This window comes from Collimonas sp. NPDC087041 (genome assembly GCF_044745265.1).
Taxonomy (GTDB): domain Bacteria; phylum Pseudomonadota; class Gammaproteobacteria; order Burkholderiales; family Burkholderiaceae_D; genus Collimonas.
Genome location: NZ_JBIUZX010000001.1, coordinates 122,202 through 146,127, shown reverse-complemented (window position 1 = coordinate 146,127; position 23,926 = coordinate 122,202). Strand labels below are relative to the sequence as shown.

The following is a 23,926-nucleotide window of genomic DNA, read 5'->3' as shown; positions in this document are numbered from 1 at the left end:
CCCGCAAAATCAGGACTCCCCATTCCCTACAGGCAACCAAATCCGCTTATAAGGGCCAAACCGGTTACACGAAATATTTAAGAAAATGCTTTAGCAAGGGCAATATTGCGGCCAAAAGATTCCATATCGACATTGCCGCCACTGACAATCACGCCGACCTTGGCGCCATCGAACTCAAAAGCCCGGTGCATCACGGCAGCAGCGGCCAGGCAACCGGCCGGCTCGACCACGATCTTCATGCGTTCGGCGAAAAACCGCATTTGCGTACGCAACTGGTCGTCGCTGACGGTAATGATGTCCTTCACATAAGCTTGCAAAATAGGCAGCACCAGCTTACCGATATGCTGCGTTTGCGCGCCGTCGGCAATCGTGTCCGGCACGTCGATATGCACGATTTCACCGCTGCGCAACGACCGCTGCGCATCGTTGCCGGCCTCCGGTTCAACGCCGATGACGATGCAACCCGGCGACAAATGCGCTGCGGCAATCCCGCAGCCGGACAGCAAACCGCCACCACCGGTGCAAACGAACAGGTAATCGAGCGGCCCGACTTCATCGAACAATTCTTTGGCCGCCGTACCTTGGCCGGCAATCACATCCGGATGGTCGTAGGCGGGAATGGTGGCGCAGCCGCGCTCGCTGGAAAGGCGCGCCGCGATCACTTCACGGTCTTCGCGCTCGCGGTCGTAAAGAATCACTTCGGCGCCGTATTCACGCGTAGCCGCCAGTTTCATCGCCGGCGCATTGCTCGGCATGACGATGGTGGCGTGCACGCCAAGCATGCGCGCTGCCAGTGCAATGCCTTGCGCATGGTTGCCAGATGAGAACGCCACTACGCCCTGCTGCTTCTGCTCTTCGCTGAGACTGCTGATGGCGTTGTAGGCGCCGCGAAACTTGAAGGCGCCGACCCGCTGGAAATTCTCGCACTTGAAAAAGACCGTGGCGTTGGCCTGCTTGTCGGCCTGGCCGGAAGTCAGCACAGGTGTTTTCCGGGCAATCCCTTCCAGGCGCTTGGCAGCGGCAGCGACGTCCTGGTAAGTTACAGCGAGGTTGGCAGTGCTCATTATTTATCCTTTGTCCAGTGTCGATACTCAGTATTCAGTACGATGCGTAAAACGGCTTTTGCTTTTGCCTTTGCCTACTCGGCCAGGCGCCGACGGAACATCCAGCGCTCGGCGTCGGAATCCTGCGGAACATATTGATAACCATCGAGATCGAAGCCCTTGAGCTTTTCCGGATCGGTGATCTTGTTCAATGCCGCGTAGCGCGCCATCAGGCCGCGCGCCCGCTTGGCGTAGAACGAAATGATCTTGTACTTGCCATTCTTCCAGTCTTCAAAAACCGGGGAAATAATCGGCGCATCCAGCACCGCCGGCCTGACCACCTTGAAATACTCTTCCGATGCCAGATTGACCAGCGCCCTCTTCTTCTGCTTGGCCAGATGCTGGTTCAGGGCCTGCGTTACCGTGTCGCCCCAGAATGCGTAGAGATTCCGGCCGCGCGGATTGGCCAGGCTGGTGCCCATTTCGAGCCGGTACGGCTGCATGCGGTCGAGCGGGCGCAATACGCCATACAGGCCCGATAAAATCCGTACGTGGTTCTGGGTATAGGTCAGCTGCGTGCTGTTCAGCGTTGCCGCATTCAAGCCTTCGTAGACATCGCCATTGAAGGCCATGATAGCCTGCTTGGAATTATCGCTGGTGAAGGTCTTGGACCATGAGGCGAAACGGGCGGTATTCAATTGCGCCAGCGGATCGGAGATTTTCATCATGCTGCCGATCTGGGCCGGCGACAGTTGCTTCAGGACTTCGATCAACTCGGCGGAATGATCGACAAAATCCGGCGTGGTGTGGCTGTCGGTAGTACTGGGAGTAGTGTAATCAAGGGATTTTGCGGGCGATAAAACAATCAGCATGTGAACATCCAAATAAACCGAACAATGTCCGCAATGATACCGAAACATCGACAATCGCATCGGCGCCCGCCCGATTGCCTCGCCCAAAGGCCATCCGATTCAGTCGAAAGCTCCTTCCTGCAGATCGCGCCGGAATTCCTCAACCCAGTGAGAACCGTCGCCGATCGGGTATTGCCGCTTATGTCCGGTGGATTTCCTGGTCACGGTCACGAAGCCGGTCAATGCAAAGATTTCATCGGTCTTGGGATCGGTGGTGTCGATCTCGTGCAGTTCGAAATCGTCAACGGCAAGATGCCGGTCACGCAACGCTGCGTGAAAATCGGCCTTTTCGTCTGGCTCGATCAGTTTCATGTGCACCTCCTGAAGTGAGATCACGGACTGCCACCATAGCCACCATAGCCACCATAACATGACCATTCTGCCGCTGCGCACTGGGGAATGCGGCAACGGCACGCAGTGCGCCTGGCTAGAAGTGGTAAGCAAACAAATTGGTTTCCGCGCCGTCGCTGGTCAGGCGCAGCCTGGTTTCAAATTTCAGGCCGATCTTTTCCAGCAATTTGATCGATTGCTGATTGTCCGGCGCAGTGATTGCCACGATCCGCTGCAGGCCAAAAGCCCGATTGCCATAGGCCAGCACTGCGGCGGCGGCCTCTTGGGCGTAGCCTTTGCCCCAGTGCTCCGGCAGGAAGGCGTAGCCGATATCGACATCCGGCAGAGTATCCCGCTTGATCAAGCCGCAGATACCGATCGGCAGGCCACTGTCTTTCAATGCGGTCAGATAGAGGCTGAAGCCCTCGCGTTCGTACATCGCCACTGGACCACTCAGAATGGCGGCGCGCGCCGCCTCCACCGTCCTGATCCCCTTGTCGCCGATAAACTGATGCCACGATGGTTCATTCACCTGCCGCAGATAGAATTCAGCGTCATCGACTTCCAGCGTACGTAAAACGAGACGTTCCGTTTCAAGAATTTTCATCGGTTTGATATTCCCTTGCTGTTGAACATTTCCCTGTAGCATTAGAGGATAAACATAGCCGCATAGCTTGTCCATCAACTACGTTGGCAAATGCATTACTCCCTCTAATCCAAGGCCCCTCAGCCATGAGCGCAGCGCAAAAAACCGTCCTGATTCCGATCCCGAACCTGGACTTCGATCCGAGCGAAGTGGCCATCCCCTGGCGTGTGTTGAGCGATCGCGGCCATCGCGTGCTGTTCGCCACCCCGAATGGCGCCTGCGCCGCAGCCGATCCACTGATGCTGTCTGGCGAAGGATTGGATGCCTGGGGATTCATTCCGCTGCTGAAAAAAATCAAGTTGCTGGGCCTGGCATTGCGCGCCAATGCCACCGCGCGCGCCGCCTATGCCGAATTGCAAGCCACGCCGGCATTCCAGGCGCCGCTGCGTTATGCCGATCTGCGAGTCGCCGATTTTGATGGCTTGCTGCTGCCCGGTGGGCACCGCGCGCGCGGCATGCGCGCCTACCTTGAGGACGCGACCTTGCAGCAATTCGTCGGCGCCTTCTTCGACAGCGGCAAGCCAGTCGCCGCGATTTGCCATGGCGTCGTACTGGCGGCACGCAGCCGCTCGGCGCAAAGCGGCAAGTCGGCGTTGCATGGCCGCAAAACCACCGCACTGACATGGAAGCTGGAACGCAGCGCCTGGCATCTGATGACATTCCTTGGCCGCTTCTGGGATCCGGCCTACTACCGCACATACGGCGAGCAAGCCGGCGAAGCAGCTGGTTATCGCAGCGTCCAGGCCGAGGTCACCCGGGCCTTGGCGCGGCCGGAAGATTTTATCGACGTCACCCCGGACTCACCGCATTTCTTTCGTAAAAGCAGCGGCCTGTTTCGCGATAGCGTGGCCGATGGCCGGCCGGCTTTTGTGGTCGCCGACGGCAATTACGTCTCGGCCCGCTGGCCAGGGGATGTACATCATTTCGCCAGCACTTTCGCGCAACTGCTGGAAGCTACCGGCGACCATCCCGATCAAGGTAAAATGCGCCCTTCCGATCGATGAAAAGCCGCATGAACCAAGAATTGCCAGCAGCGCCAGCCATACAGAAACCGCGCGTCGTGATCGACACCAATGTCTGCCTCGATCTATTTGTATTTCGCGACCCGCGCTGGGCCGCCTTGATGACAGCATTGCAAGATGGCACGGTGGAAGCGGTGACCCGCGGCGATTGCCGCCTGGAGTGGCAGATGGTGCTGCATTACACGCATTTGCCTATCACCGACGCCACCCGGCCCGGCTTCAACGCCGAATATGACGCCCTGATCACTTGCCTGGCGCCGGAAGCGCTGACGCCGCGCACCGACATCCGCCTGCCGCTGTGCACCGACCGCGACGACCAGAAATTCCTGGAGCTGGCGCTCGGCGCGCATGCCGCCACCCTGATCACCAAGGACAAGGCACTGCTGAAGCTGGCGCGCAAGACCGCCAAGGCCGGCCTGTTCACGATCGTCGCGCCGCAGGCGTGGCTGCCGCCGCAAGCTGCAGGCGATTAATTTGCGCCGTCCTGTGCAGTCTGCAACAAACCGCTAAAATGCGAAATCCAGACATAAGCAGAGATTGATAGCAGATGAAACGCGATTCCACAGCAGCGACCAGCGACGGCGGCGCCAGCCCGCTCAAATCCAAACTGCCGCGCGTCGGCACCACCATTTTTACCGTGATGTCGACGCTTGCCAGCGAAAAATCGGCGGTCAACCTGGGCCAGGGCTTCCCCGATTTCGATTGCGACCCAGCGCTGGTCAATGCCGTCAGCGACGCCATGAAGAACGGCTTCAACCAATATCCGCCAATGACCGGCGTGCCGGCCTTGCGCCAGGCGATCGCCGCCAAGATTGAAAAACTCTACGGCCACAGCTACGACCCGGCGACCGATATCACGGTGACCGCCGGCGCCACCCAGGGCCTGCTGACCGCCATCATGTGCGCAGTGCATCCCGGCGATGAAGTGATCGTGATCGAGCCAGCCTATGACAGCTATGTGCCGGCGATCGAACTGGCCGGCGGCAAGCCGGTCCTGGTGCAGATGACGCTCGGCGCTAACGGCTACGCGATTCCGTGGGACCAGATTGCGGCGGCAGTCAGCCCGCGCACCCGGATGATCATGATCAACTCGCCGCACAACCCGACCGGCAGCGTACTGAACCTGACCGATATCGAAGCGTTGAAAGAGATCGTGCGCGGCACCGACATCCTGATCTTGTCGGACGAGGTATATGAACACATGGTGTATGACGGCCTGCGCCACGAATCCATCTGCCGCCATCCGGAACTGGCGGCGCGCGCCTTCATCGTCTCCAGCTTCGGCAAGACCTATCACGTGACCGGCTGGAAGATCGGCTACGTCGCGGCGCCGCCGGCGCTGTCGGCGGAATTCCGCAAGGTGCACCAATACAATATATTCACCGTCAATACGCCGGTGCAGCACGGCATTGCAACTTACATGCAGAATCCGGCGCCCTACCTGGAACTGGCGGCGTTCTACCAGCGCAAGCGTGACCTGTTCCGCGACGGTTTGAAAAACACCCGTTTCAAGCTGCTGCCAGCCGACGGCACCTATTTCCTATGCGTCGACTACTCTGCCATTTCAGCGATGAGCGAGGCTGATTTTGCAGTCTGGCTGACTTCGGAGATTGGCGTTGCGGCGATTCCGGTGTCGGCGTTTTACGGCTCGCCGCGCGAATCCGGGATCGTCCGCTTCTGCTTCGCCAAGCAAGACCAGACCTTGCAGCAAGCGTTGCAGCGCCTGGCAAAAATCTGAACCGTCGGCCACGCATCTTGCGGCGGCCGGCTTAATTAATCGTAATTAATCGCTAAATAAGCACAAAAAAAGGAAACATCATGATCGACGTCTACAGCTGGCCCACGCCAAACGGTCACAAGGTTCATATCATGCTGGAAGAATGCGGCTTGCCGTATCGCGTGCATGGCGTCGATATCGGCGCCGGCGACCAGTTCAATCCGGATTTTCTGTCGATCTCGCCGAACAACAAGATTCCCGCCATCGTCGATGCGCATGGCCCTGACGGCAAGCCGATTTCACTATTTGAATCGGGCGCGATCCTGGTGTACCTGGCCGGCAAGAGCGGCAAGTTCCTCGGCAATACCGATCGCGAGAAATTCAACACGCTGCAATGGTTGATGTTCCAGATGGGCGGCGTCGGCCCAATGCTGGGCCAGGCGCACCATTTCCGCATCTATGCACCGGAAAAGATCGAGTACGCGGTCAACCGCTATACCAATGAAGCCAAGCGCCTCTACGGCGTGATCGACAAGCAGTTGTCGCAGCATCGCTTCCTGGCGGGGAATGAATACACGATTGCCGACATCGCCACTTTCCCGTGGATCCGTTCGTGGAAAAACCAGGGTATCGAATTGAGCGATTTCCCAAACCTGAAAACCTGGTTTGATGGGATCGCCGAGCGGCCTGCGGTCAAGCGTGGCGTTGAAGTGCTGGCGGGGGCGCGCAAGCCGCTGACCGACGACAAGGCACGCGATATCTTGTTCGGTAATCAGCAGTATCAGAAACGGTAAATTGGACGCGCCCTGCCTACTCGCACCCGGTGATAGGTCGTCATTCCCGCGAACGCGGGAATGACGCAGAGAATGATATTGACAGGTGTAGCGAGCGCTTCACCACCTAGGGTTGCGGGTAACTGACCGTCAGTATTTCCAGTTCATCCAGACCGGCGGGCGTCATGAAGGTGACTGTTTCGCCCTCATGGGCCTTGGTCAGCGCGCGAGCGACAGGTGAAATCCAGCTGATTTTTCCGTGCAGAGGATCGAGTTCGTCGATACCGACGATCGTCACGGTATGTTCCTCGCCGGCGGAATTCTGGTAAGTCACGGTCGCTCCGAAAAACACCTGGTCGCGGCCGTGATGCACGCTGGGGTCGACCACCTCGGCCAAATCCAGACGCTTGGTCAGGAAACGGATACGGCGGTCGATTTCACGCAAGCGGCGCTTGCCATAAATGTAATCGCCATTCTCGGAACGGTCGCCGTTCGATGCCGCCCAGGAAACAATCTTCACCACTTCGGGCCGGTCGACGTCGATCAGGTGCAACAGCTCATCCTTCATGCGCTGGTAACCGGCCGGCGTCATGTAATTCTTGGTGCCTGGCGGGATCGGCGGCAATCCGAATTCCAGATCGTCGTCATCGCCCTCAGATTCTTTAACAAATGCCTTATTCATACTGGCATTGTAGTGCCATTTGACCTGGCGTTGCCAATCTGCGCCACCGGCGATGATTGCGATCATGTCCCAAACGCTGGTCGAAAACGCATGGCGATATGGTAAAGTCGGAATCGCGCAATGTTGCCCTTGTCGACTCCTGATTCCATCCTATGACTGCCAATTCTTCTCCAGCCGCCGTCCTCAAATCGCCTGCCTTCCGGATCGGCTTGGCCACCAGCCGCAGTCATCAACACGGTCCCGATTCGGCGCTGGCGCAGCTGCTCAACGGCAGCCGCAACAGCATCGAACAGCACTTGAAGCCGCAATTGATCGTGGTCGGCCGCACGCTCGATGCGATGCAGCAGTTGGGCTTGCTCGATCAGTACCCGCATATCGAACGCTTTCCGTACGGCCGCCAGGGTGGCCTGATGAAACTGGTGTCGCGCGTGGTCGACGCCGATCCGGCGCGCACGCTGGATGCCGTGATCTACATCATGGATCCGGTCGATCCGTCGTCGACCTTTCCTGAAGCGGTTGCCTTGAAGCGGCAATGCGTCATCCACGGCAAGCCCTTCCTGTCGACGCTGGCCGGCGCCCGCGAGTGGCTGGAGCTGGAAGCGATGGCAACAGGCGCCGCGCCAAACCCGGCGCTCGATCCGACCTTCGACCTTGGCAACGAAGGCATCGCGCTGATTGCCCACGATGCGATGAAAGAACGGATGCTGGATATTGCGGAACGCCATTTTGCATTGCTGGACCAGTTCGCATTTCGCTGCGCTACCGGCACCACCGGCAGCCTGCTCAACAAGCTGGCGCAAAAAATCAAAGGGGAAGAAGCTGGCCGCAACTGGGTTCGCCCCTTCCTCAGCGGCCCGCTGGGCGGCGATGCGCAGATTGCCGAATTGATTCTCGACCGCCAGCAATGCCGCCGCGTATTGTTCCTGGAAGACCCGCACGTCGCACGTCAACATGAAGCCGATATCCAGCTGCTGGAACGCGCGGCCCGTACCGTTACCGACTACGCACTGTGCATCAGCGACGCGCAATGCGGCGAACGCTGGCTCACCTTGCTGCAGCAACGCGCGGCGCTCATCAAATCCTAAACAATAGCGCTTGCCTTCACTGATATTCGACGGTGAAGGTGGCAGTGCCGTTGGCGCTGCCGGTGGTGACCGTACCGCCAGTCTGGTAATAGCGCGCCGTGTACGGCACCACATACTGGATATCCGCCGAAGGGCCGACCGGCGCTGCGGTACCGAATACGACCGGTTGGCTGTTCTTGTCCAGGATCTGGATGCCAACCCCGGTTGCCACACCGACGCTCTGCGTCAACTGCGTAACCCCGGGACTCTTCGACAGATCGGCCGTAGCCTGCATGTTCAGCAAAATGGTGTTCTGGGCGTTTTCGCCACGTTGGCAATTCAACTTGATGTTGAAAGCACGGTCGCCGGCAGTTGAACCGATGCCTTTGAAACTACCCCGGGAAATCGAACCGAAATTCACCACCACATTTTGGGAGCCGGCGTCGACCGTACATGACGGCGTGATGATGGTGATACCGTTGCCAGACAGGATGGAAGTGATGGCGGACTTGTTGTCGCCATTGCCTACATAGGTAGTATATGTACCGGCTGCCAGTGGGCCGTTGCCGGTCTTGGTGGCGGTCTTGATCAGCTCGACGGTGAAATAGGAGGGGCTTAAAAAATTTACGGTGGTGCTAGATGGCCAGCTCAGCACGTGCGGATAATAGGTAGGTCCAATACCGGTAATCAAGCGCGACAGCCTGATGCCGACACCGGTCACGGCGGTCGTATAAACATTCGGCATACCGGCTACCGGCGAACCTTGCAGAATACTGCCTGTTACATAACCGCCACCGTTGCAGTTCCATGCCGTTTCCGACGCGCCCGCGATTGGGATAGTGAAACTCTTGCTGGCAAATACCGCGCCGACGGCAGCATTGTTCGGAATGACCACCGTACCCATATCCATCTGGATGATTTTCTCGACTGCACCGGCTGGCCGCACACAAGCCGCCTGCGCGGCGGATGCGCTCAGCAACGCCGCTGCCGACAATGCAATCCATGTCAGACAGCCTCTGATGCCGATGATTTTATTAAATAGCATTTCCATGTTTACTCACACTGTGCGTTAAGTTCGCGAATCGGCGCCGGACTCTTCTCGAGCGGCAGTTGGTACTTGACGCTGCACTGTTCTGCGGCGCCCTGCCCCCACTTGACGTTCAATACGCCGCTTTCCTTGGCGCCGGTAATGAAGGTCTGGCCCTCGCTGCCAACGATGCCCATTTCCTGTCCCTGCTCGTTATCGACCTTGGCGCCGAACGGCAACGGCCTGCCGCCCTTGTCGCTCAGGTTCAGCATGATGCGCAAGCCGATCGAGGTTTCGAATTTCGCCAGCACCACTGCGCCGCGAGTTGGCACCACGTCCAGCGCGGCATTCTTGATCTCGATGCTGTCGCCCAGATCCTCGGTGCGCACAGCCAGACGGTTGACGCGATATGGGCTCAGATTGGCCAGGACAGCGTTGCCATGGCTATCGGTGCGAACACCCGGATAGACTTCGAAACCAACATTGGCGGCGTCCGGCGCTTCCACCAGCGCCATGGTTTCTCCCAAAGGCTGCGACAAGGTCACGCCACCGCCATGCGCCACCAATCCGCCTGCCAGACCCAACGTAGTCTGGCCATAGCCGGAGCCCTGCGCGCGGCCGAAATCGACCCGACCGTATTGCGCCAGGTAGCTGGCAGAGGCGCTGCCGCTGTTGTCGCTCTGATTCGAATGCGCGGCCGTGACGTTGTAGGTCAGGCGGCCATCGTCCAGTGCCGAGCCATAGACGCTGGCTTGCTGGGTCAGTTCGCCGTTGTTGCCCTTGGCCACCGTGTAACGCGCATAGGAGCGGGTATCGCCCAGCGGAATCGACAGCGTCGCCATCAACTGGCGGTTCGAAGGACCGTTCAGGTTGGTGCTGTAGTTATAAAAGATGCTGTAGCTGAACTGCTTGTAGAAATTGGAGTAACCGATCTGCATCAAGCGGTCTTTCTGATCGGTGCCCCAATAGCTTTGCTGCTGGATCGATGCATAGGCGGTGCCGCCCCTGCTGCCCAATTGCTGCGCCAGCTCCAGGCGCACCTGATTGCGCCGGTTGTTGAGCGTCTGGCCATTCTGCAGGTCCTGCATCTGCGCCGCTTCCTGGAAAGTGCGGAAGCCTCCGGTGGAATAGCGATAACCAGCCATGCGCACGCTGGTGCCGTAATTCTCAAACGATTTGGCGTACAGGAAGCGCAATGACTGACCGTCATAACTCTGGTTGAATTGCCCCTTGGTGTGCGCTTGCGACAAGTCCGCAGAAATCGCGCCGAAGTCGCGCAAGTTCTTGCCGGCACCGAACAATATGGACTGATAGACATCGGAAGCGATCATGCCGCCGTACACCGAATACTCCCGGCCGAGGCCGCGCGCTAGCGTGCCCTGCACGAAATTCGGCTTGGCGTTGCCGGAACCTGTGCTTACGGTGGAATAACCGTTGCGATACTGGCCGCCGGTCACGCTGTAGCGCCAGGCGCCATCGCGCAACAAGGTCGGCACAGCGGAGAATGCCTGCCGAAACTTGGTTTCACGGCCGTCGGCTTCAGTAATCGTAACTTCCAGATCGCCGCTGGTAGAGGTCGGGTACAAGTCATCCAGTACAAACGGACCAGGTGCGACATAAGTGCTGTACACCACGAAACCGTTCTGGCGCACGGTGACGCGCGCGTTGGTTTGCGCCACGCCGCGGATGGTCGGCGCATAGCCTTGCTGGCTATCGGGCAGCATGCCGTCATCAGATGCCAGTTGCACGCCGCGGAACTGGAAAGCATCAAAGAAATTGCCTGGCGTGGTGCTGTCGCCGATGGTCAACTGGCCGCCGAGCGAAGCGATATCGCGCTGCAAATAGGAAGTCACCGACTGCCAATGGCCTTCGCCGTCGACGCCGCGGTTATAGGTCGAAAAATTGCGGAAGCGCCAGTCGCCCAGGTTAAAGCCGCCGCGCAGGCCGGCATACAAGGTGTTGCGCGCTGGCGTGGTAGCGCTAGGGTTAGCGTTGAATTCGGTAATGCTGTTGTTCATCGTGCTGGAGGCATTGTTGCCGCCGTCATAGCGCGCCGCCGAAATCTGATAATCCAGCATCGCGACATTGATGCCCTTGTCCCATTTGTCAGGACTGATGGCGCCGCGCGCCTGGCGCTTCATGGCGGCCTGTGGAATGCTGACGAACAGGCGTAGTTTTTCGCCATCGAAAGAGACGCTGGAACCGGGAATCGCTTGCGCCAGGTCGACACATTGATCGCCGGCCGCCATCAGCGCCGGAAACACTTCGACCTTGACGCCCCATCCGTCCAGCATGGCGCGCGTCAGGCAAGGCTGCGCATTCTTGCCGTCGCCCTTGTCGACAAAATCGACCTGGCTTTGGCCGATGCCGCTTTCATTCAGGTTGACGTCAACCAGATAATTGCCAGGCAGGACACGATTGCCGAACGCGAACAATGACAAGTCGGCACGGCTTTGCTCGCCGCCGATATTCAAGAACTCCTCGTTGAATACCGAACCCGACGGCCCCTGCGCATGCGCCGATTGAGCTAGTTGCGCCAGCACAGCCAGCGTAATCGCGGACAATGCCAGTCGTACCGGCTTGCGTTGATGTGACGATCTGATCACTGCGTTCCTTCCGTTATTTCTGCCTTGCGCGACAGATTCTTTTGCCATGACAGGAGTAGGTGTTGCCGGCTGCTGCCCGTAGCAACAGCGCGCTTATTTACCGACGACTGCCGGCGTGGCGCTTGCCACCGCAGCCTTGGTCACAACTTCCGGCGTTTCTCCGCCGTAGTCATTGATGGTGGTGTAGCTGACATCGACCGGCTGCAGGCTGCTGATCGCCGTCAGCGGGAAATCCATTGCGCCGAATGCCGGCACCATGCCGGCCTTGGTCTGTTCCTTGCCGCCGTTGATCTTGAAGCCGGTAAAGGTGATGTTGTATGCGCTCGGATTGTTGACGCGCAGCGCAGCGCCTTTGCCGTCCTCACCCGGCACCACGGCCAGCGTGATCAAGCTGCGCGCCTCATCCGGCTTGCCGGCCAGGCCCGCCGGCCGGTAGAACACCTTGATACGGGTACGCACCGCGATTTGCAGCACATTCGGCTGGTCCGATTTTTCCGGGATTTCCTTGACGTTGAGCCAGAACACCGATTCACGGTCGCTCGGCAAATCGTTGGAGATGCGCACGATGCGCAGGATGTTTTCCGCTCCCGGATCGAGCCGCGATAAAGGCGGCGTCACCAGCAGCGGCGCCTTGTTTTTGCCTTCGCCAGCATCAATCCAGGTCTGCACCACATAGGGCGAGCTGCCGGTGTTTTTGAGTGGGATCGACGCCTGCCGGTCTTTCTCGCCAATGATCACGCGGGTGCCGCCCAGCATCACGCTGGCGCTTGCCGCCAGTGCGCATGCGGCCAACACGCAGCCGAAGACGGCGGAAATAATGAGTCGTTTGTTCAACATGGAAAACCTCGTCTATCAAAATGTCCTATGCACAAATTTCTAAGCAAGCAGCGCGTGCTCACAAATTGATGCATTGGCAAGGGGAAAATGACGGCCGGCATGCGCTTGCGTTTCGGCATGCCGGCACATCCTTAAAACCTGGCAGTAACGCGCGCCAGGTGCACATCCCGCCAAACAAGGCGAAACCGCTTAATGCCGATTCAGGATGTGTGCGGAAGCGCGTTGATTACAGGTAGGTAACAACGAACTGCGCTGTGGAGTTGGCTGGACCGACAGTGACTGCAGGACCGGTCGACACGTAAGTAGCTTGGAAATTCAGCGGGTTGTTGCCCAGGCCCAGAACGTAGGTGCCCGATGCCGAACCGACAGGAACCTTGGTGCCGGCGGAGTCACCCAGTTCGATGGCCACGCCAGTCGCTGTAGTCACGCCAACTTGGCCGGCGTTTGCCAGAGCCAGGTCGTCAGTCACGTTGGCATCGGTTGTGCCGGTGAAAGTCACGGTTGCGCCTTTGGCAGTAGCGCCGCAGTTGGTCAACAGGATCTGAAACTTCGATGGCGTTGCCTTCTTGCCTGCTGCGCCGTTCAATACTGCGCGCGAAACAGTACCCATCGGCACTGTGATGTTTTGGCTGGATGGATCGATCGAGCATGGGGAATCAACGATCTGGCCGTTGAAGTTGACCGTGCCGCCGTCAGCGAAAGCCGCTTGGGACAACAGACCTGCAGCAGCAACTGCAACCAGTTTAGCGATAGTCATTTGTTTCATTTTTACCCTTAGTTATAAAGTTGAAGGTTTTATTCAAGTTAATGAATTGCCAACACGGCGAGACACATTCTAAGGGTATAAATTTACAAAAATACAGTTATAACAATGTTTGACAATTGCCAATTGTTATTAATTTCTCATTAACAAAAATATGAGGGCGAATTCGGGCATTTTTACCTCGTTTCGCTCATTTAAAAACGTTTAATAACAATCAAAAACTCCAATGCCAGCTTGGCTTTCCGGCCAGTCTCCAGAAAAAAGAAAAGAAAAAACAACCATTGCAACGAAATATTGACCCAAAGAATATTTCCCGCAAAAAACAAAAATATGGTTACGTTTTGTAACAAACAAACAACAACCAATGTTCGCCAGACCGTCATCGCAAGATCAGTACATCAATTGCCCTTAACTTTTCAGCCAAATCGCCGTTAACACGGATCAGGGGATTTTGATCTTGCAACGCGGAGGGAAACGACCATGTCAATTGAAGCAGCCGCCTCAATATGCTCGCGGCAAGCGTTATCGCTTTGCATTTCCGGTTTCCCAAACGCGGCGCTCAACTCCCCTGCCTGAGACAGCCTGAGCTGCCCTATCCAACCATCACCCACAAAAAATCCAAGATGAGTAACGAAAACTTCATTGTTCGAGAACCACTGCTTGATCCGAAACAGCGCGTTGTCGGTTATGACCTGGCCTGGCAACAAGGCGGCAGCGACGGCGTGCAAGCCAGCGAGGCCGAGCTGAATGCTCTGCTGGCCTTCGTCGCAGATCAACTGACCAGCAAAAGAGATGGCTGGCTGTTGGGCGACAAGATTTTGTTTCTGGAAGCGTCGCCAGCCCTGCTCCGGGGCGATGCGATCAAGCGGATTCCAGCCGCGAGCACCGTGCTGACGCTTCACAGCGCCGACCTGGCTGATCCCGATACGTTAAGTGCGCTCAAGGCATTGCGCGCTGAGGGCTATGGCGTTTCGCTGCGCGGCGCCGATGTGGTGAAAGAACAGTTGCTGCCCGAGATATCGCACGTCGAAGTGCGCTTTTCGGCCGGGGATTTTGCGGCACAAGCCAGGCGCTACGCGGCTTTCAAGAAATCGTCGGTACGCATGCTGGGACGGCCGGTCACCACCTGGCAGGATTACGACGCCTGCGCCATGCTCGGCCTGGATGCGTTTGTCGGCAAGCTGCACCTGACGCCGCGCGCGGGAAATCGGCCCAAAGGATTGAACCCGGCGCAACAGATCATCGTGCAGATCATGAACATGGTCGGCCAAAACGAGAGCATTCAAAAAATCGAAGAAGTCTTCAAGCGCGATCCCGGTTTGTCGTATGAATTACTGCGCTTCATCAATTCGGCCGCATTCGGATTAAAAACCGAGGTGCAGTCGTTGCGCTCGGCGCTGGCGCTGCTCGGGTATGAGGCCTTGTTCCAGTGGCTGTCGCTGTTGTTGGCTACCGCCAGCAGCAGTGGCTACTCGCCGGTGCTGATGGAAACAGCGATCATCCGTGGCCGCTTCTCCGAATTGCTCGGCCAGCAGCACCTGCCCAAAGGCGAATCGGAGAACCTGTTCGTGGCGGGGATTTTTTCATTGCTGGATCGCCTGCTTGGCGTCAGCATGGATGAGGTGCTGGCCAGCATCAAGCTGTCGGATGATGTGGCCGCAGCCTTGCTGACGCGCAGCGGACCGTACGGCCCTTATGTGGCGCTGGCCGAGGCTTGCGAGCTGAATTCACCGTTGATCGGGCCGTTGTCTTCGTCGTTGAAGATCAGCCCGACCGAAGTCAACGCCGCCCATCTTTCGGCGCTGGCCTGGGCCCAGAACCTGGGTATGTAAAGAAGCTTTCGCCGTCGCCCTAGACGGTGCCGGGCTGTTGACTATCCAACGCGTGCCGCTCGCCGGCGGCACGCTCGTACAGCGCCAGCTGGCGCTGCCAGTTGCGCAGGCCGATGATCGCCAGCACAATGAATCCGGCGTACAAACCCGCTGTCAGGTACAGATCCTTGTAGATATACACGCCGACATAGATGATATCGACGGCAATCCACAACCACCAGTTGGCGACGTACTTGCGCGCCATCCAGAATTGCGCCACCAGGCTGAAACCCGTCAGTGCCGAGTCGAGCCACGGGATGTGGGCATCGGTAAACCGTGCCATCACATAACCGAGCAAGACGCTGCCTGCGGCGCCGATCAGCATGCCGCTGATCCAGCCAGATAGCGGCAGCCGTTGCGGCAGGATTTCATGCTGCTCAGTGTTCGCCTTGTGCCATTGCCACCAGCCGTACAACTGCATGACGGCAAAGATCAACTGCAGCAGCAGGTCCGAATACAGCTTGGCTTCGAAAAAGATGCGCGCATACAGCAGCACCGACACCAGGCCGATCGGCCAGCACCACAAATGGCGGCGCGCAGTCAGCCAGACGGCCAGTGCGCTGACGATAACGGCGACGATTTCCAGAGCTGACATCAAGATTCCTTGGGATTGGCAAGACCGGCGGCCCATTGCCGCAAATGCGCCAGTAGATAATGCCCGGCGTCGCTGTTGAACCACTCGGCGTGTCCGAGAAAATACGTATCGTAGGCGAGCGCTGCATTCTCCGCGGATTGCTGCACGCCGTGGAAATACGCCAGCTCGGACAGCGCGAATTCGGCGTGCACCAGCGGCAGCAAGGCCGGCAAGGCTTGCGCCTCAAGTGCCGACAATGGTGCCAGCGCCTGGTAGGCGTCCAGCATCGCATCCAGCTGGTCGATATGCACCAGCGGCCTTTGATTGTCCGGTTGCTGCGGCAGCGCCAGCCATTCGATGATGTTGCGTTCGATTGCAATGGCCAGGTCATAGACCGCGCAGGTACGGTCGGACAACCCGAAATCGACTACCGTCGCCACCGCCGGCGCCGCTTCCGTGCCTTGCCACAGCAAGTTGGAGGCGTGCCAGTCGTTATGCGTCCAGAGTGGTTGCAAGCCGTGCAACAGCGGACGCAACTGCGCATGGAACGGCAGCAATGCCTGCGTCACGTCACGGCGCCAATCGCGTGTCGCCAGGTAATCGGTCAGCGCTGGGCGCTGTTCGATGTAGCGCTGCATGCGCGACAGCACTTCCTGCGGTTCGTCCGCATGGAACAAGGTAAAGCCGGATGCCAGCAGTTTTACGCCGCGCGCCGGCGCATCGTAACCGCGTGCAGCGAGATGCAAGCGCGCCAAGGCGGCGCCTGCCGCGGCCGCATCGGCGCAATTGGCAAACGGCGTCCATGAGGTGGCGTCGCGATAGCGGTCGATGCCCTGGCCGAGACGATGCACCTCATAGGTCCATTCGCCTTCGGCATGTGCACTGCGGCCATCGGCGGTATGCAACACGATGCTGGCAGCAAACCCGCGCTGCCGCAGGTGCGCCATGAAGCGATGCTCTTCCGCCAGCTCGTCGGCAGTCCGGATCTCGCGCAGCAGGCGCTTGACGAACAGCGGGCCGGATGCGGTATCGACGACACAGGCGCTGGAAAACGGCCGCGGGCTATGCCACGTCAGCCGCGTCACCGCGCCAACCTGCGGATAGTGGCGCAACAGCTGCGCCACCTCTTCCAAGGTCAGCGACGGCCAGCTCGGCGCGACCACCTCCAGGCCCATCCCATGGCTCAGGACAGGCGGCGTCGCGCCGGGGTCTCGGTTTTCCTCGCTCATGCCTGCATCCCCATGCGGATTAGAAGTCGTACTGGAGCGACAATCGCGCAGTGCGCGGCGCGCCAAGGTGCAGGTAACCGTCGCCGATGTATTCGCCGACATCCTTCCAGTAACGCTTGTCGAACAGATTATCCACGCTCAGGCGGATAGTGGTTGGATGTCCCGACCAGCTGGTCTTGTAGCGCAACCCGGCATTGAACAGCGAATACGCTGGCACGCTGACGTCGCCTTCGCGGGTCGCTGCCTTGCTGGCGCTGTATTGCCAGCCGCCGAGCAGGCTCAGGCCGGTGACATTCGGCAACGCATAGGCGGCGTACACGGCGGCGCGCCAGCGCGGCACATTGATTACCTGGTGGCCATCATAGGCTGGCGTACCAGTATCGTTTGCCTGCGCCTGGATGAAGGCCAGGCTGGCGGTCAGCCGCAATTGCTTGCTGACCTGGCCGGCGGCGCTCAATTCGATGCCCTTGTGGGTTTCCGTGCCTTGCTGGGTATAGGTGAAACCATTCTCGTCCGGCTTCGGATATTCATAGGGCTTGGTCATCTGGAAAACCGCCGCGCTCAGACTGAGCTGGTCGCGCCAGTCGTATTTGACACCGGCTTCGATCTGACGCGAAACGGTCGGCGGCAGGAACGCATAGGCGTTCTCGGTCCACCATGGCGCCTGCCCGCCCATCGTCAGGCCCTTGCTGTAGCTGGTGTACAGCGACAGATCCGCTTGCGGCTTGTAGACCAGCGCCACTTGCGGCAGCAGCAAGGTCTTGTCGGTAGTGCGCGTCGCCGCGCCGGTGTTATCAAGTGCGCGCTCGTTGACCCACACCTGGCGTGCGCCGGCGATCAATTGCCATTGCGGCGTCAAACTGATGCGATCGACGGCAAACAGTGCCTTTTGCCGGCTGTCCAGGCGCAGGTAGGATGCGTCAGGCGTCAGCGGCGACGGTGCATAGACGATCGGGTTCGGGTTGTAGATATTGTCGCTGCCGACATATTCATTGACGCCATCGCTTTGCGACACGGTGCGGCGGAACATGCTGGCGCCGAAAGTCAGGTCATGGCTGATTTTTCCAGTAGCCACTTTGCCTTGCAGGGTTGCCTGCAACTGGTCATTGCGCCGCGTATCGTCGGGGAAGCGGTAATCATAGATATCGAAATCGCCGTTGGCGCTGAAATAGCGCGCCGGCGTTCCACCCTCGCCGCAGGTCGTGCCGTAGCCGCAACCGTATGGAAAGGCCGAATTGTCGTCGATCACAACCCGGCTGCGGCTGGCAGCCACAGAGGCCCGCCAGTCCGGTGTCAGGTCGAGATCGAGGCGCAGATTCATATTGACGGAATTGATGGTGACCGGCTTGGCCCAAGGCTGCGCGCCGAGCAGCGTGCTGGGCGACACATTGGTCGGCACAACGGTGCCGCCCAACAGTTGATAGCCAGGCGCCGAGCGCTGCTCGCGATGCTGGTATTCGGCATCGAATTGCAGGCGCGCCTGCGACGAGATTTTCCAGTCGGCCGCCAGCGAAGCGAAGCTGCGCTCGCCATCGGCGTTATTGACATAGGAATGCAAGTCTTCGTGCGCGGCATTGATGCGGATGCCGAACTGCTTCTGCTCACCGAACAAGGTGCCGATATCGGCCGCCAGATAGCGCGAACCGCGCGAATCGGTTTCCAGCGTCACTGAGCGCACATCGGCTGGCCGCTTGGTTACGTAGTTGACCAGCCCGCCGGGCGCTGCCATGCCGCTCTGCAAGCCCGCCAACCCCTTCAGGATTTCAACGCTTTCCTTGTTTTCCAGCGCCACGTTTTGCTCACCCGCGATGCTCATGCCATTGATCTGGTAACTGGAAGCCAGGTCCAGCGAAAAACCGCGGATCATGAAATTTTCGTAGTAGCCGACCGGCGCGTAGTTATCCCCGACCGAGGCGTCGTTGCGCACCACTTCGCTCAGCAGCCGCGATTGCTGGTCATCGAGTTGAGCGCGGGTAATGACCGAAATCGATGACGGCGTATCAAGCAAGGATGCGTCGCCGAAGGTGGCAATCGACGCCGTGTTCCTGCGATAACTGTCGGGAGCCGGGCCGGAACCGGTGACGGTAATGGTCGGCATGGTCGCATCGACCGCTGTTTTCGACTCTTTTTGATCGTCAACGCTCTGTGCCTGCGCCATGTGGGCGGTGGCCGCCGCTATCAGCGTGATCAGCAATTTTCGTTTGGTATGCACGGGCAACCCGCCATTGCTTGCGGGGAAAAAATCTTTTGTATTTATCATTATTTTGATGCGGTTAATGGCATATCAAACAATCAATATGCACATTGATGAGCCTGAAAATGCGGATGTAATTCAACAAGGATTCGCAACAAGGATTCGCATTATCCGTCTTTTTGATTAGATTGTAATAAAGCACAGGCCATACCGCCCTTTTGCATCCGGACGACATTCCTGGCCGTATAACTCAGTAATGCCGGTTTAAAACGAAAGGAGTGCTGCCATGGTTACCCGACGCAATGCAATCTTGAGGGCTGGCGCGGCGCTGCTGACGGGCGGGTTGTTGCAGGGCCTGGGCCGGCGCAGCGCTGCTGCCGAAGTGTTTGAAGTCGTGTACACCGACGCGGAATGGAAGCGACGCCTGACCGCAATCCAGTATGCGATCCTGCGCCAGGAAGGCACCGAGCGCCCTTTCAGCAGTCCGCTTGACCATGAAAAACGTCCAGGCACATTCTCCTGCGCCGGTTGCGATCTGACGAATTTTTCGTCCAAGACCAAGTACGACAGCGGCACCGGCTGGCCCAGCTTCTGGCAGCCGTTGCCCAATGCAATCGCCACCAGGAGCGACAGCACATTCGGCATGTCCCGCACCGAAGTGCATTGCCACCGCTGCGGCGGCCATCTGGGCCACGTGTTTGACGATGGTCCGAAACCCACCGGCTTGCGCTATTGCATGAATGGGGCGGTGCTGAAATTCAGGCCCGAAGTCTAGGGCCCGTTACTCGCCTTTCTACACGCGCCGGGTGCCGGTATCGACCGCCCTGGTTTGTCCCGACTCCAGCGTAAAGCCGGCGCCGGAGTCCGTTCCCAGGGTTTTCACCAGGTACGGCATCAACTCTTTGAGCATCGGCTCCAGCGTCCACGGCGGATTGATCACGAACATGCCGCTGCTGTGCAAGCCGAAGCCGTCCGGCGACGGTGTGCGTACCGTCAGCGTCACGTTGAGCCAGCCATTGGCTTTCATGCGTTTGAGCTTGTCCGGCATCTGGCGCGATTCCATGCGGTTCAGCAACGGATACCAGACAGCGTAGGTACCGGTCGAGAAACGGATCAGCGCATCTTCAATCGTGTTCTTGACGTGCCGGTAGTCTTCCTTCACCTCATAAGGCGGATCGATCAATACCAGGCCACGGCGCGATGGCGGCGGCAACAGGGCTTTCAGGCCGAGAAAGCCGTCACCTTGCGTGATCATCACGCGCTTGCCGCGACCACTGCCACGCTCGCGTTCGGCTTCGAGACGGCGGAAATTGTCGGTCAGGATCTTGCCATCGCTCGGGTGCAGTTCAAACAGGCGCAGACGGTCCTGCTCGCGCATCACTGCATCGGCGCAATATGGCGAGCCGGGATAGTAGCGCAGCTTGCCGTCCGGATTGAGCTGGCGCACCACGTCCACGTATTCGGCGACTGCCGGCGGCAGGTCCTTGCGGTCCCAGAGACGGCTGATGCCGGTTTCGTACTCGGCGTTTTTCGATGCATAGCCGCCATCCAGCGCGTAGACGCCAGCGCCGGCATGGGTATCGATGACCATGTAGGACGTATCCTTCTGGCCCAGGTAACGCAATAGCTGGATGGTAACCAGGTGCTTGAGCACATCGGCATGATTGCCCGCATGGAAGGCATGGCGGTAACTCAACATAAGAAACTCTATCGTGGTGAAGTGGTTTTGCCCCACTCTACATCAAAGACCGCAGCGGCAAGCGCGCAGATTAGGGGCGCTGGCGTGGTCGATGCAGGAACGGGGTGAGATGGTCGTGCGCGGTGCTGGCACCTGCAAACGACCCGCATTCTATCATTGCAGCCATCGCCGCAGAGTTTTGATGACTGGCGAGCAAGACTATTCAGCCGCAGCTTGCACTTTGAGCATCTCTTCCGCAACCTTGACGCAGGCGTCGATATGCCGGTTGCCGACGGCCCGGAAGGCCGAGAAGCCGATCGCCGCCGACACCATCTGGCCGGCAATCGGCACCAGCCGGGTGGCGTTCTTGGAAACCAGCTTGACGCCGCTGCGCGTCAGCAGCTTCAGCAGGACTTCGCGCGTCACTACCCGCCCGACCAGCGTACTGCCGAGGCCGACGATGGTGCTGTAGGTCGCCACCTTGAGTTTGGGATGGAGTTTTTCGATTTGCTCTGGGGTCAGGCCGAATTCGGCATTGATGTCTTCGATCAGCCGCGACAGCAAATGAATATCGACCGCAATGTCGACTCCCATGATCGGCAACGCCGAGGCGCCGGCCGACAGCAGCGCCTTGCGCGCCACCATCTGCCGACAGCGCTGGCGCACCGCCTGCAGCGCATGCTCAGTCTCCGGCAGCAGCACCTCGGTGCTGCGTTGATTTTTCTTCCCGCGCATGCGCTCCAACATCAGCTAGCCGCCTTGCCTTTGACAAACCCGTAAATCAGCAGCAGCACGAAAGCACCAACGATGGAACCGATGAAGCCTGCGCCCTGCCCTGCGTGATACCAACCGAGAGCCTGGCCGACATAGCCAGCCAGGAAAGAACCCGCAATACCCAGCAAAGTCGTCACGATAAAGCCCATGTTCTCGCGCCCCGGATGCAGGAATTTAGCGATCACACCGACAATAAAACCCACGATGATTGTCCACAGAATATCCATTGCCGCTCCTCTGAGTTGATTTTGACTATTATCAATAGGCCAATCATTTGCCGCTTGAAAACAGGAAGGCCCGCCGACCAATATAGTGCAATCCTCGCAGATACGGCGCACTCGATAAGTAATTTTTTGTAAATTATTCTCGTGGAATCGTCAAATGAAATGACGAAAGAACAATAACTCCGTGCACTTGCCGCTAGGCGTGCAATTCCTGCGAGCGATCCAGGCGGAAGTAAGCATCCAGCAGCGAGGTTTTGTAGACGGCGCCGAGCAATTCCGGGTCGTTCTTGCTGCGCACCACCGGCAGGCGTTCGCCCTGATGATCGAGGAAGGATTGCAACGCTTCCCCCAGCGACATTTCTGGCGTCACCACGTGCAGGAATTCGCGCCGCAGGAAATCCGCCGCCCGGCGCTGCTCGGTATCACTCTTGTCCAGCAGGCAGGAGGTGATGTCCTGCAAAGCAACCACGCCGCAATAGCGATTTTTCTGGTCGACGATATAAATGTACTTGACCGGATACTTCAGGAACATGCCGCTGATCTCGGCGAACGATGCATCCATCGGCAGCACCGTCTGCGCCGGCCGGATCAACTCGCTCATGTGAATGCCGCGCAGCTTGACGCGCTCCTGCGCATCGCGATTGCGCTTGATGGTGATGTCGTACATCGAAGCGCCATTGATGCTGCGCGAGATAAAGTAAGCCACCACACAGGACAACATCAGCGGCAGCACCACCTGGTAACTCAGCGTCATCTCGAAAATCATCAGGATCGCCATCAGCGGCGCACTGGTGGCCGCCGCCAGGAAGGCTCCCATGCCGACCATGGCGAAAGCAAACGGCGCCGAAGTCGTCCCCGGCAGCAGCACATGCAACGCCTGGCCGAACAGGTAACCGATGGCGGCGCCGACAAACAGCGTCGGCGTGAAAATACCGCCGATGGCGCCGGAACCGGTCGTAATCGCAGTCGCCACGACTTTCAGGACCAACACCACCAGCACGCTCCACCAGAGCCAGGGCGTGTGCAGCAGCGAATTGACCACGCTGTAACCATTGCCCCACACTTCCGGCATCCAGATTGAAATCAGGCCGACGAGTAAACCGCCCAGGCCCAGCCGCAGCGGCAGCGGCAAACCGGTTTTTTTGAACAGATCTTTGGAAAAACCGAGCAGACGCAGGAACTGCGGCGCCGCCGCGCCGGCCATGATGCCGAGCAGTACGAACCACAAGATCTCGATGCCGGCAATCGGCGGGAATGGCGGCATCTCGTAGGCCGGCCGGTAACCTGGCAACTCGCGCATCGTGATGTTGGCGACCACTGAAGCCACCACCACCGGCCCGAAGCTTTCCATCACGATCGCGCCCAGCACGATTTCAGTGACAAAGAAGGCGCCGGCAATCGGCGCGTTGTAGGCCGAGGTAATCCCCGCCGCCGCGCCGCAAGCTACCAGCAGGCGCAAGCGAGCCGGATTGAAATGGGTGATGCGGCCGACCAGCGAAGCCGCCAGCGCCGACAACTGCACCATCGACCCTTCGCGCCCGATCGAACCGCCAGAGACAATGGTTGCCAGCGACGACAGGCTGCGCAGCAAGCTGTGCCGCACCGGAATGTTGCCATCGCCGATCGCCACCGCTTCCATGTAATCGGAAGTGGCGGCAGCCGGCACCCGCTTGGCCAGCAGCAGGATCGCCCCAGCAACCAGCCCGCCGGCGGCAGGCAGCAACAGCCGCCACCACCACGGCAAACTTTTGGCCATCGCGACAAAGCTGCCGCTATGGCCAGTCAGCAGCATTTGCAGGCCGTAGATGCATTCGCGGAAAAAAATGGTCGCCAACGCTCCCAGAAAACCGACGACTGCAGCCCACAGCAGCATCGAGTTACTTTCGGAAAAACCGAACATGCGCTGTAGGCGGATGCGATAGCGGAGGAGCGTGCTACGTAAAAGCATGGGTGTGTGATGG

23 protein-coding genes are annotated in these 23,926 nt (G+C 58.8%); 7 read left to right on the top strand and 16 right to left on the bottom strand.

Going from position 1 to position 23,926, the window contains the following annotated elements; all coding sequences use genetic code 11:
- Positions 1 to 77 precede the first annotated feature (77 nt).
- From ACIPF8_RS00670 to ACIPF8_RS00655, 4 genes are all read right to left on the bottom strand, one after another.
- A complete protein-coding gene (locus ACIPF8_RS00670) occupies positions 78 to 1,064 on the bottom strand; it encodes a threo-3-hydroxy-L-aspartate ammonia-lyase (RefSeq protein ID WP_400416505.1) in 987 nt (328 codons plus the stop codon).
- 74 nt (positions 1,065 to 1,138) lie between these two features.
- The gene (gene yaaA / locus ACIPF8_RS00665; protein WP_400416504.1) at positions 1,139 to 1,915 is read right to left on the bottom strand and encodes a peroxide stress protein YaaA; all 777 of its coding nucleotides are present in this window, start codon (positions 1,913 to 1,915) and stop codon (positions 1,139 to 1,141) included.
- A 99-nt stretch (positions 1,916 to 2,014) separates the two neighbouring features.
- A complete protein-coding gene (locus ACIPF8_RS00660) occupies positions 2,015 to 2,266 on the bottom strand; it encodes a transcriptional regulator (protein ID WP_400416502.1) in 252 nt (83 codons plus the stop codon).
- Between the two features lie 115 nt (positions 2,267 to 2,381).
- Positions 2,382 to 2,891: a GNAT family N-acetyltransferase gene (locus tag ACIPF8_RS00655; RefSeq protein ID WP_400416501.1), complete on the bottom strand. Its 510-nt coding sequence runs from the start codon at positions 2,889 to 2,891 to the stop codon at positions 2,382 to 2,384.
- Between the two features lie 125 nt (positions 2,892 to 3,016).
- Between ACIPF8_RS00655 and ACIPF8_RS00650 the strand changes: the two genes are divergently transcribed.
- The 4 genes from ACIPF8_RS00650 to ACIPF8_RS00635 all read left to right on the top strand — a co-directional run bounded on the left by ACIPF8_RS00650 (position 3,017) and on the right by ACIPF8_RS00635 (position 6,463).
- A complete protein-coding gene (locus tag ACIPF8_RS00650) occupies positions 3,017 to 3,934 on the top strand; it encodes a type 1 glutamine amidotransferase domain-containing protein (protein WP_400416500.1) in 918 nt (305 codons plus the stop codon).
- An 8-nt stretch (positions 3,935 to 3,942) separates the two neighbouring features.
- A complete protein-coding gene (locus tag ACIPF8_RS00645) occupies positions 3,943 to 4,425 on the top strand; it encodes a putative toxin-antitoxin system toxin component, PIN family (RefSeq protein WP_400416498.1) in 483 nt (160 codons plus the stop codon).
- 74 nt (positions 4,426 to 4,499) lie between these two features.
- The gene (locus ACIPF8_RS00640; RefSeq protein WP_400416497.1) at positions 4,500 to 5,690 is read left to right on the top strand and encodes a pyridoxal phosphate-dependent aminotransferase; all 1,191 of its coding nucleotides are present in this window, start codon (positions 4,500 to 4,502) and stop codon (positions 5,688 to 5,690) included.
- 80 nt (positions 5,691 to 5,770) lie between these two features.
- Entirely contained in the window at positions 5,771 to 6,463 is a 693-nt protein-coding gene (locus tag ACIPF8_RS00635) for a glutathione binding-like protein (protein WP_400416496.1), read from the top strand.
- Between the two features lie 106 nt (positions 6,464 to 6,569).
- On the opposite strand, the gene greB is transcribed toward ACIPF8_RS00635, so the two are convergent.
- Positions 6,570 to 7,124, bottom strand: coding sequence for a transcription elongation factor GreB (gene greB, locus ACIPF8_RS00630; RefSeq protein WP_061535348.1), 555 nt, complete (start codon positions 7,122 to 7,124; stop codon positions 6,570 to 6,572).
- Between the two features lie 152 nt (positions 7,125 to 7,276).
- Here greB and ACIPF8_RS00625 point away from each other — a divergent pair, with 152 nt between their 5' ends.
- The gene (locus tag ACIPF8_RS00625) at positions 7,277 to 8,209 is read left to right on the top strand and encodes a methylglyoxal synthase (protein ID WP_400416495.1); all 933 of its coding nucleotides are present in this window, start codon (positions 7,277 to 7,279) and stop codon (positions 8,207 to 8,209) included.
- A gap of 16 nt (positions 8,210 to 8,225) precedes the next feature.
- Here ACIPF8_RS00625 and ACIPF8_RS00620 read toward each other — a convergent pair whose 3' ends face one another.
- The 4 genes from ACIPF8_RS00620 to ACIPF8_RS00605 all read right to left on the bottom strand — a co-directional run bounded on the left by ACIPF8_RS00620 (position 8,226) and on the right by ACIPF8_RS00605 (position 13,415).
- The gene (locus tag ACIPF8_RS00620) at positions 8,226 to 9,239 is read right to left on the bottom strand and encodes a fimbrial protein (protein ID WP_400416494.1); all 1,014 of its coding nucleotides are present in this window, start codon (positions 9,237 to 9,239) and stop codon (positions 8,226 to 8,228) included.
- A 2-nt stretch (positions 9,240 to 9,241) separates the two neighbouring features.
- Positions 9,242 to 11,821: a fimbria/pilus outer membrane usher protein gene (locus ACIPF8_RS00615; protein ID WP_400416492.1), complete on the bottom strand. Its 2,580-nt coding sequence runs from the start codon at positions 11,819 to 11,821 to the stop codon at positions 9,242 to 9,244.
- A gap of 93 nt (positions 11,822 to 11,914) precedes the next feature.
- On the bottom strand, positions 11,915 to 12,658 hold the full coding sequence (locus ACIPF8_RS00610; protein ID WP_400416490.1) for a molecular chaperone: 744 nt from the start codon (positions 12,656 to 12,658) through the stop codon (positions 11,915 to 11,917).
- A 226-nt stretch (positions 12,659 to 12,884) separates the two neighbouring features.
- On the bottom strand, positions 12,885 to 13,415 hold the full coding sequence (locus ACIPF8_RS00605; protein ID WP_400416489.1) for a fimbrial protein: 531 nt from the start codon (positions 13,413 to 13,415) through the stop codon (positions 12,885 to 12,887).
- A gap of 629 nt (positions 13,416 to 14,044) precedes the next feature.
- Here ACIPF8_RS00605 and ACIPF8_RS00600 point away from each other — a divergent pair.
- On the top strand, positions 14,045 to 15,253 hold the full coding sequence (locus ACIPF8_RS00600) for an EAL and HDOD domain-containing protein (protein WP_400416488.1): 1,209 nt from the start codon (positions 14,045 to 14,047) through the stop codon (positions 15,251 to 15,253).
- 19 nt (positions 15,254 to 15,272) lie between these two features.
- Here ACIPF8_RS00600 and pnuC read toward each other — a convergent pair whose 3' ends face one another.
- The 3 genes from pnuC to ACIPF8_RS00585 are packed head-to-tail and all read right to left on the bottom strand — an operon-like array spanning position 15,273 to position 19,355.
- Entirely contained in the window at positions 15,273 to 15,887 is a 615-nt protein-coding gene (pnuC, locus tag ACIPF8_RS00595; RefSeq protein ID WP_400416486.1) for a nicotinamide riboside transporter PnuC, read from the bottom strand.
- Positions 15,887 to 17,095 (bottom strand): phosphotransferase enzyme family protein, encoded by a 1,209-nt coding sequence (locus tag ACIPF8_RS00590; protein WP_400416485.1) that lies wholly within the window; start codon positions 17,093 to 17,095, stop codon positions 15,887 to 15,889. Before ACIPF8_RS00590 ends, pnuC begins: the two co-directional genes overlap by 1 nt.
- Before the next feature lie 19 nt (positions 17,096 to 17,114).
- Positions 17,115 to 19,355: a TonB-dependent siderophore receptor gene (locus ACIPF8_RS00585; RefSeq protein WP_400416484.1), complete on the bottom strand. Its 2,241-nt coding sequence runs from the start codon at positions 19,353 to 19,355 to the stop codon at positions 17,115 to 17,117.
- A 220-nt stretch (positions 19,356 to 19,575) separates the two neighbouring features.
- Here ACIPF8_RS00585 and msrB point away from each other — a divergent pair, with 220 nt between their 5' ends.
- Positions 19,576 to 20,064: a peptide-methionine (R)-S-oxide reductase MsrB gene (gene msrB / locus ACIPF8_RS00580; RefSeq protein WP_400416483.1), complete on the top strand. Its 489-nt coding sequence runs from the start codon at positions 19,576 to 19,578 to the stop codon at positions 20,062 to 20,064.
- A gap of 18 nt (positions 20,065 to 20,082) precedes the next feature.
- Here the strand turns inward: msrB and ACIPF8_RS00575 are convergent, their stop codons facing one another.
- From ACIPF8_RS00575 to ACIPF8_RS00560, 4 genes are all read right to left on the bottom strand, one after another.
- The gene (locus ACIPF8_RS00575; protein ID WP_400416482.1) at positions 20,083 to 20,988 is read right to left on the bottom strand and encodes a 23S rRNA (adenine(2030)-N(6))-methyltransferase RlmJ; all 906 of its coding nucleotides are present in this window, start codon (positions 20,986 to 20,988) and stop codon (positions 20,083 to 20,085) included.
- Between the two features lie 198 nt (positions 20,989 to 21,186).
- Positions 21,187 to 21,702 (bottom strand): hypothetical protein, encoded by a 516-nt coding sequence (locus ACIPF8_RS00570; protein WP_400416480.1) that lies wholly within the window; start codon positions 21,700 to 21,702, stop codon positions 21,187 to 21,189.
- Between the two features lie 11 nt (positions 21,703 to 21,713).
- The gene (locus tag ACIPF8_RS00565) at positions 21,714 to 21,968 is read right to left on the bottom strand and encodes a GlsB/YeaQ/YmgE family stress response membrane protein (RefSeq protein ID WP_400416479.1); all 255 of its coding nucleotides are present in this window, start codon (positions 21,966 to 21,968) and stop codon (positions 21,714 to 21,716) included.
- A gap of 193 nt (positions 21,969 to 22,161) precedes the next feature.
- A complete protein-coding gene (locus ACIPF8_RS00560) occupies positions 22,162 to 23,913 on the bottom strand; it encodes a ClcB-like voltage-gated chloride channel protein (RefSeq protein WP_400416478.1) in 1,752 nt (583 codons plus the stop codon).
- Between the last annotated feature and the right edge of the window lie 13 nt (positions 23,914 to 23,926).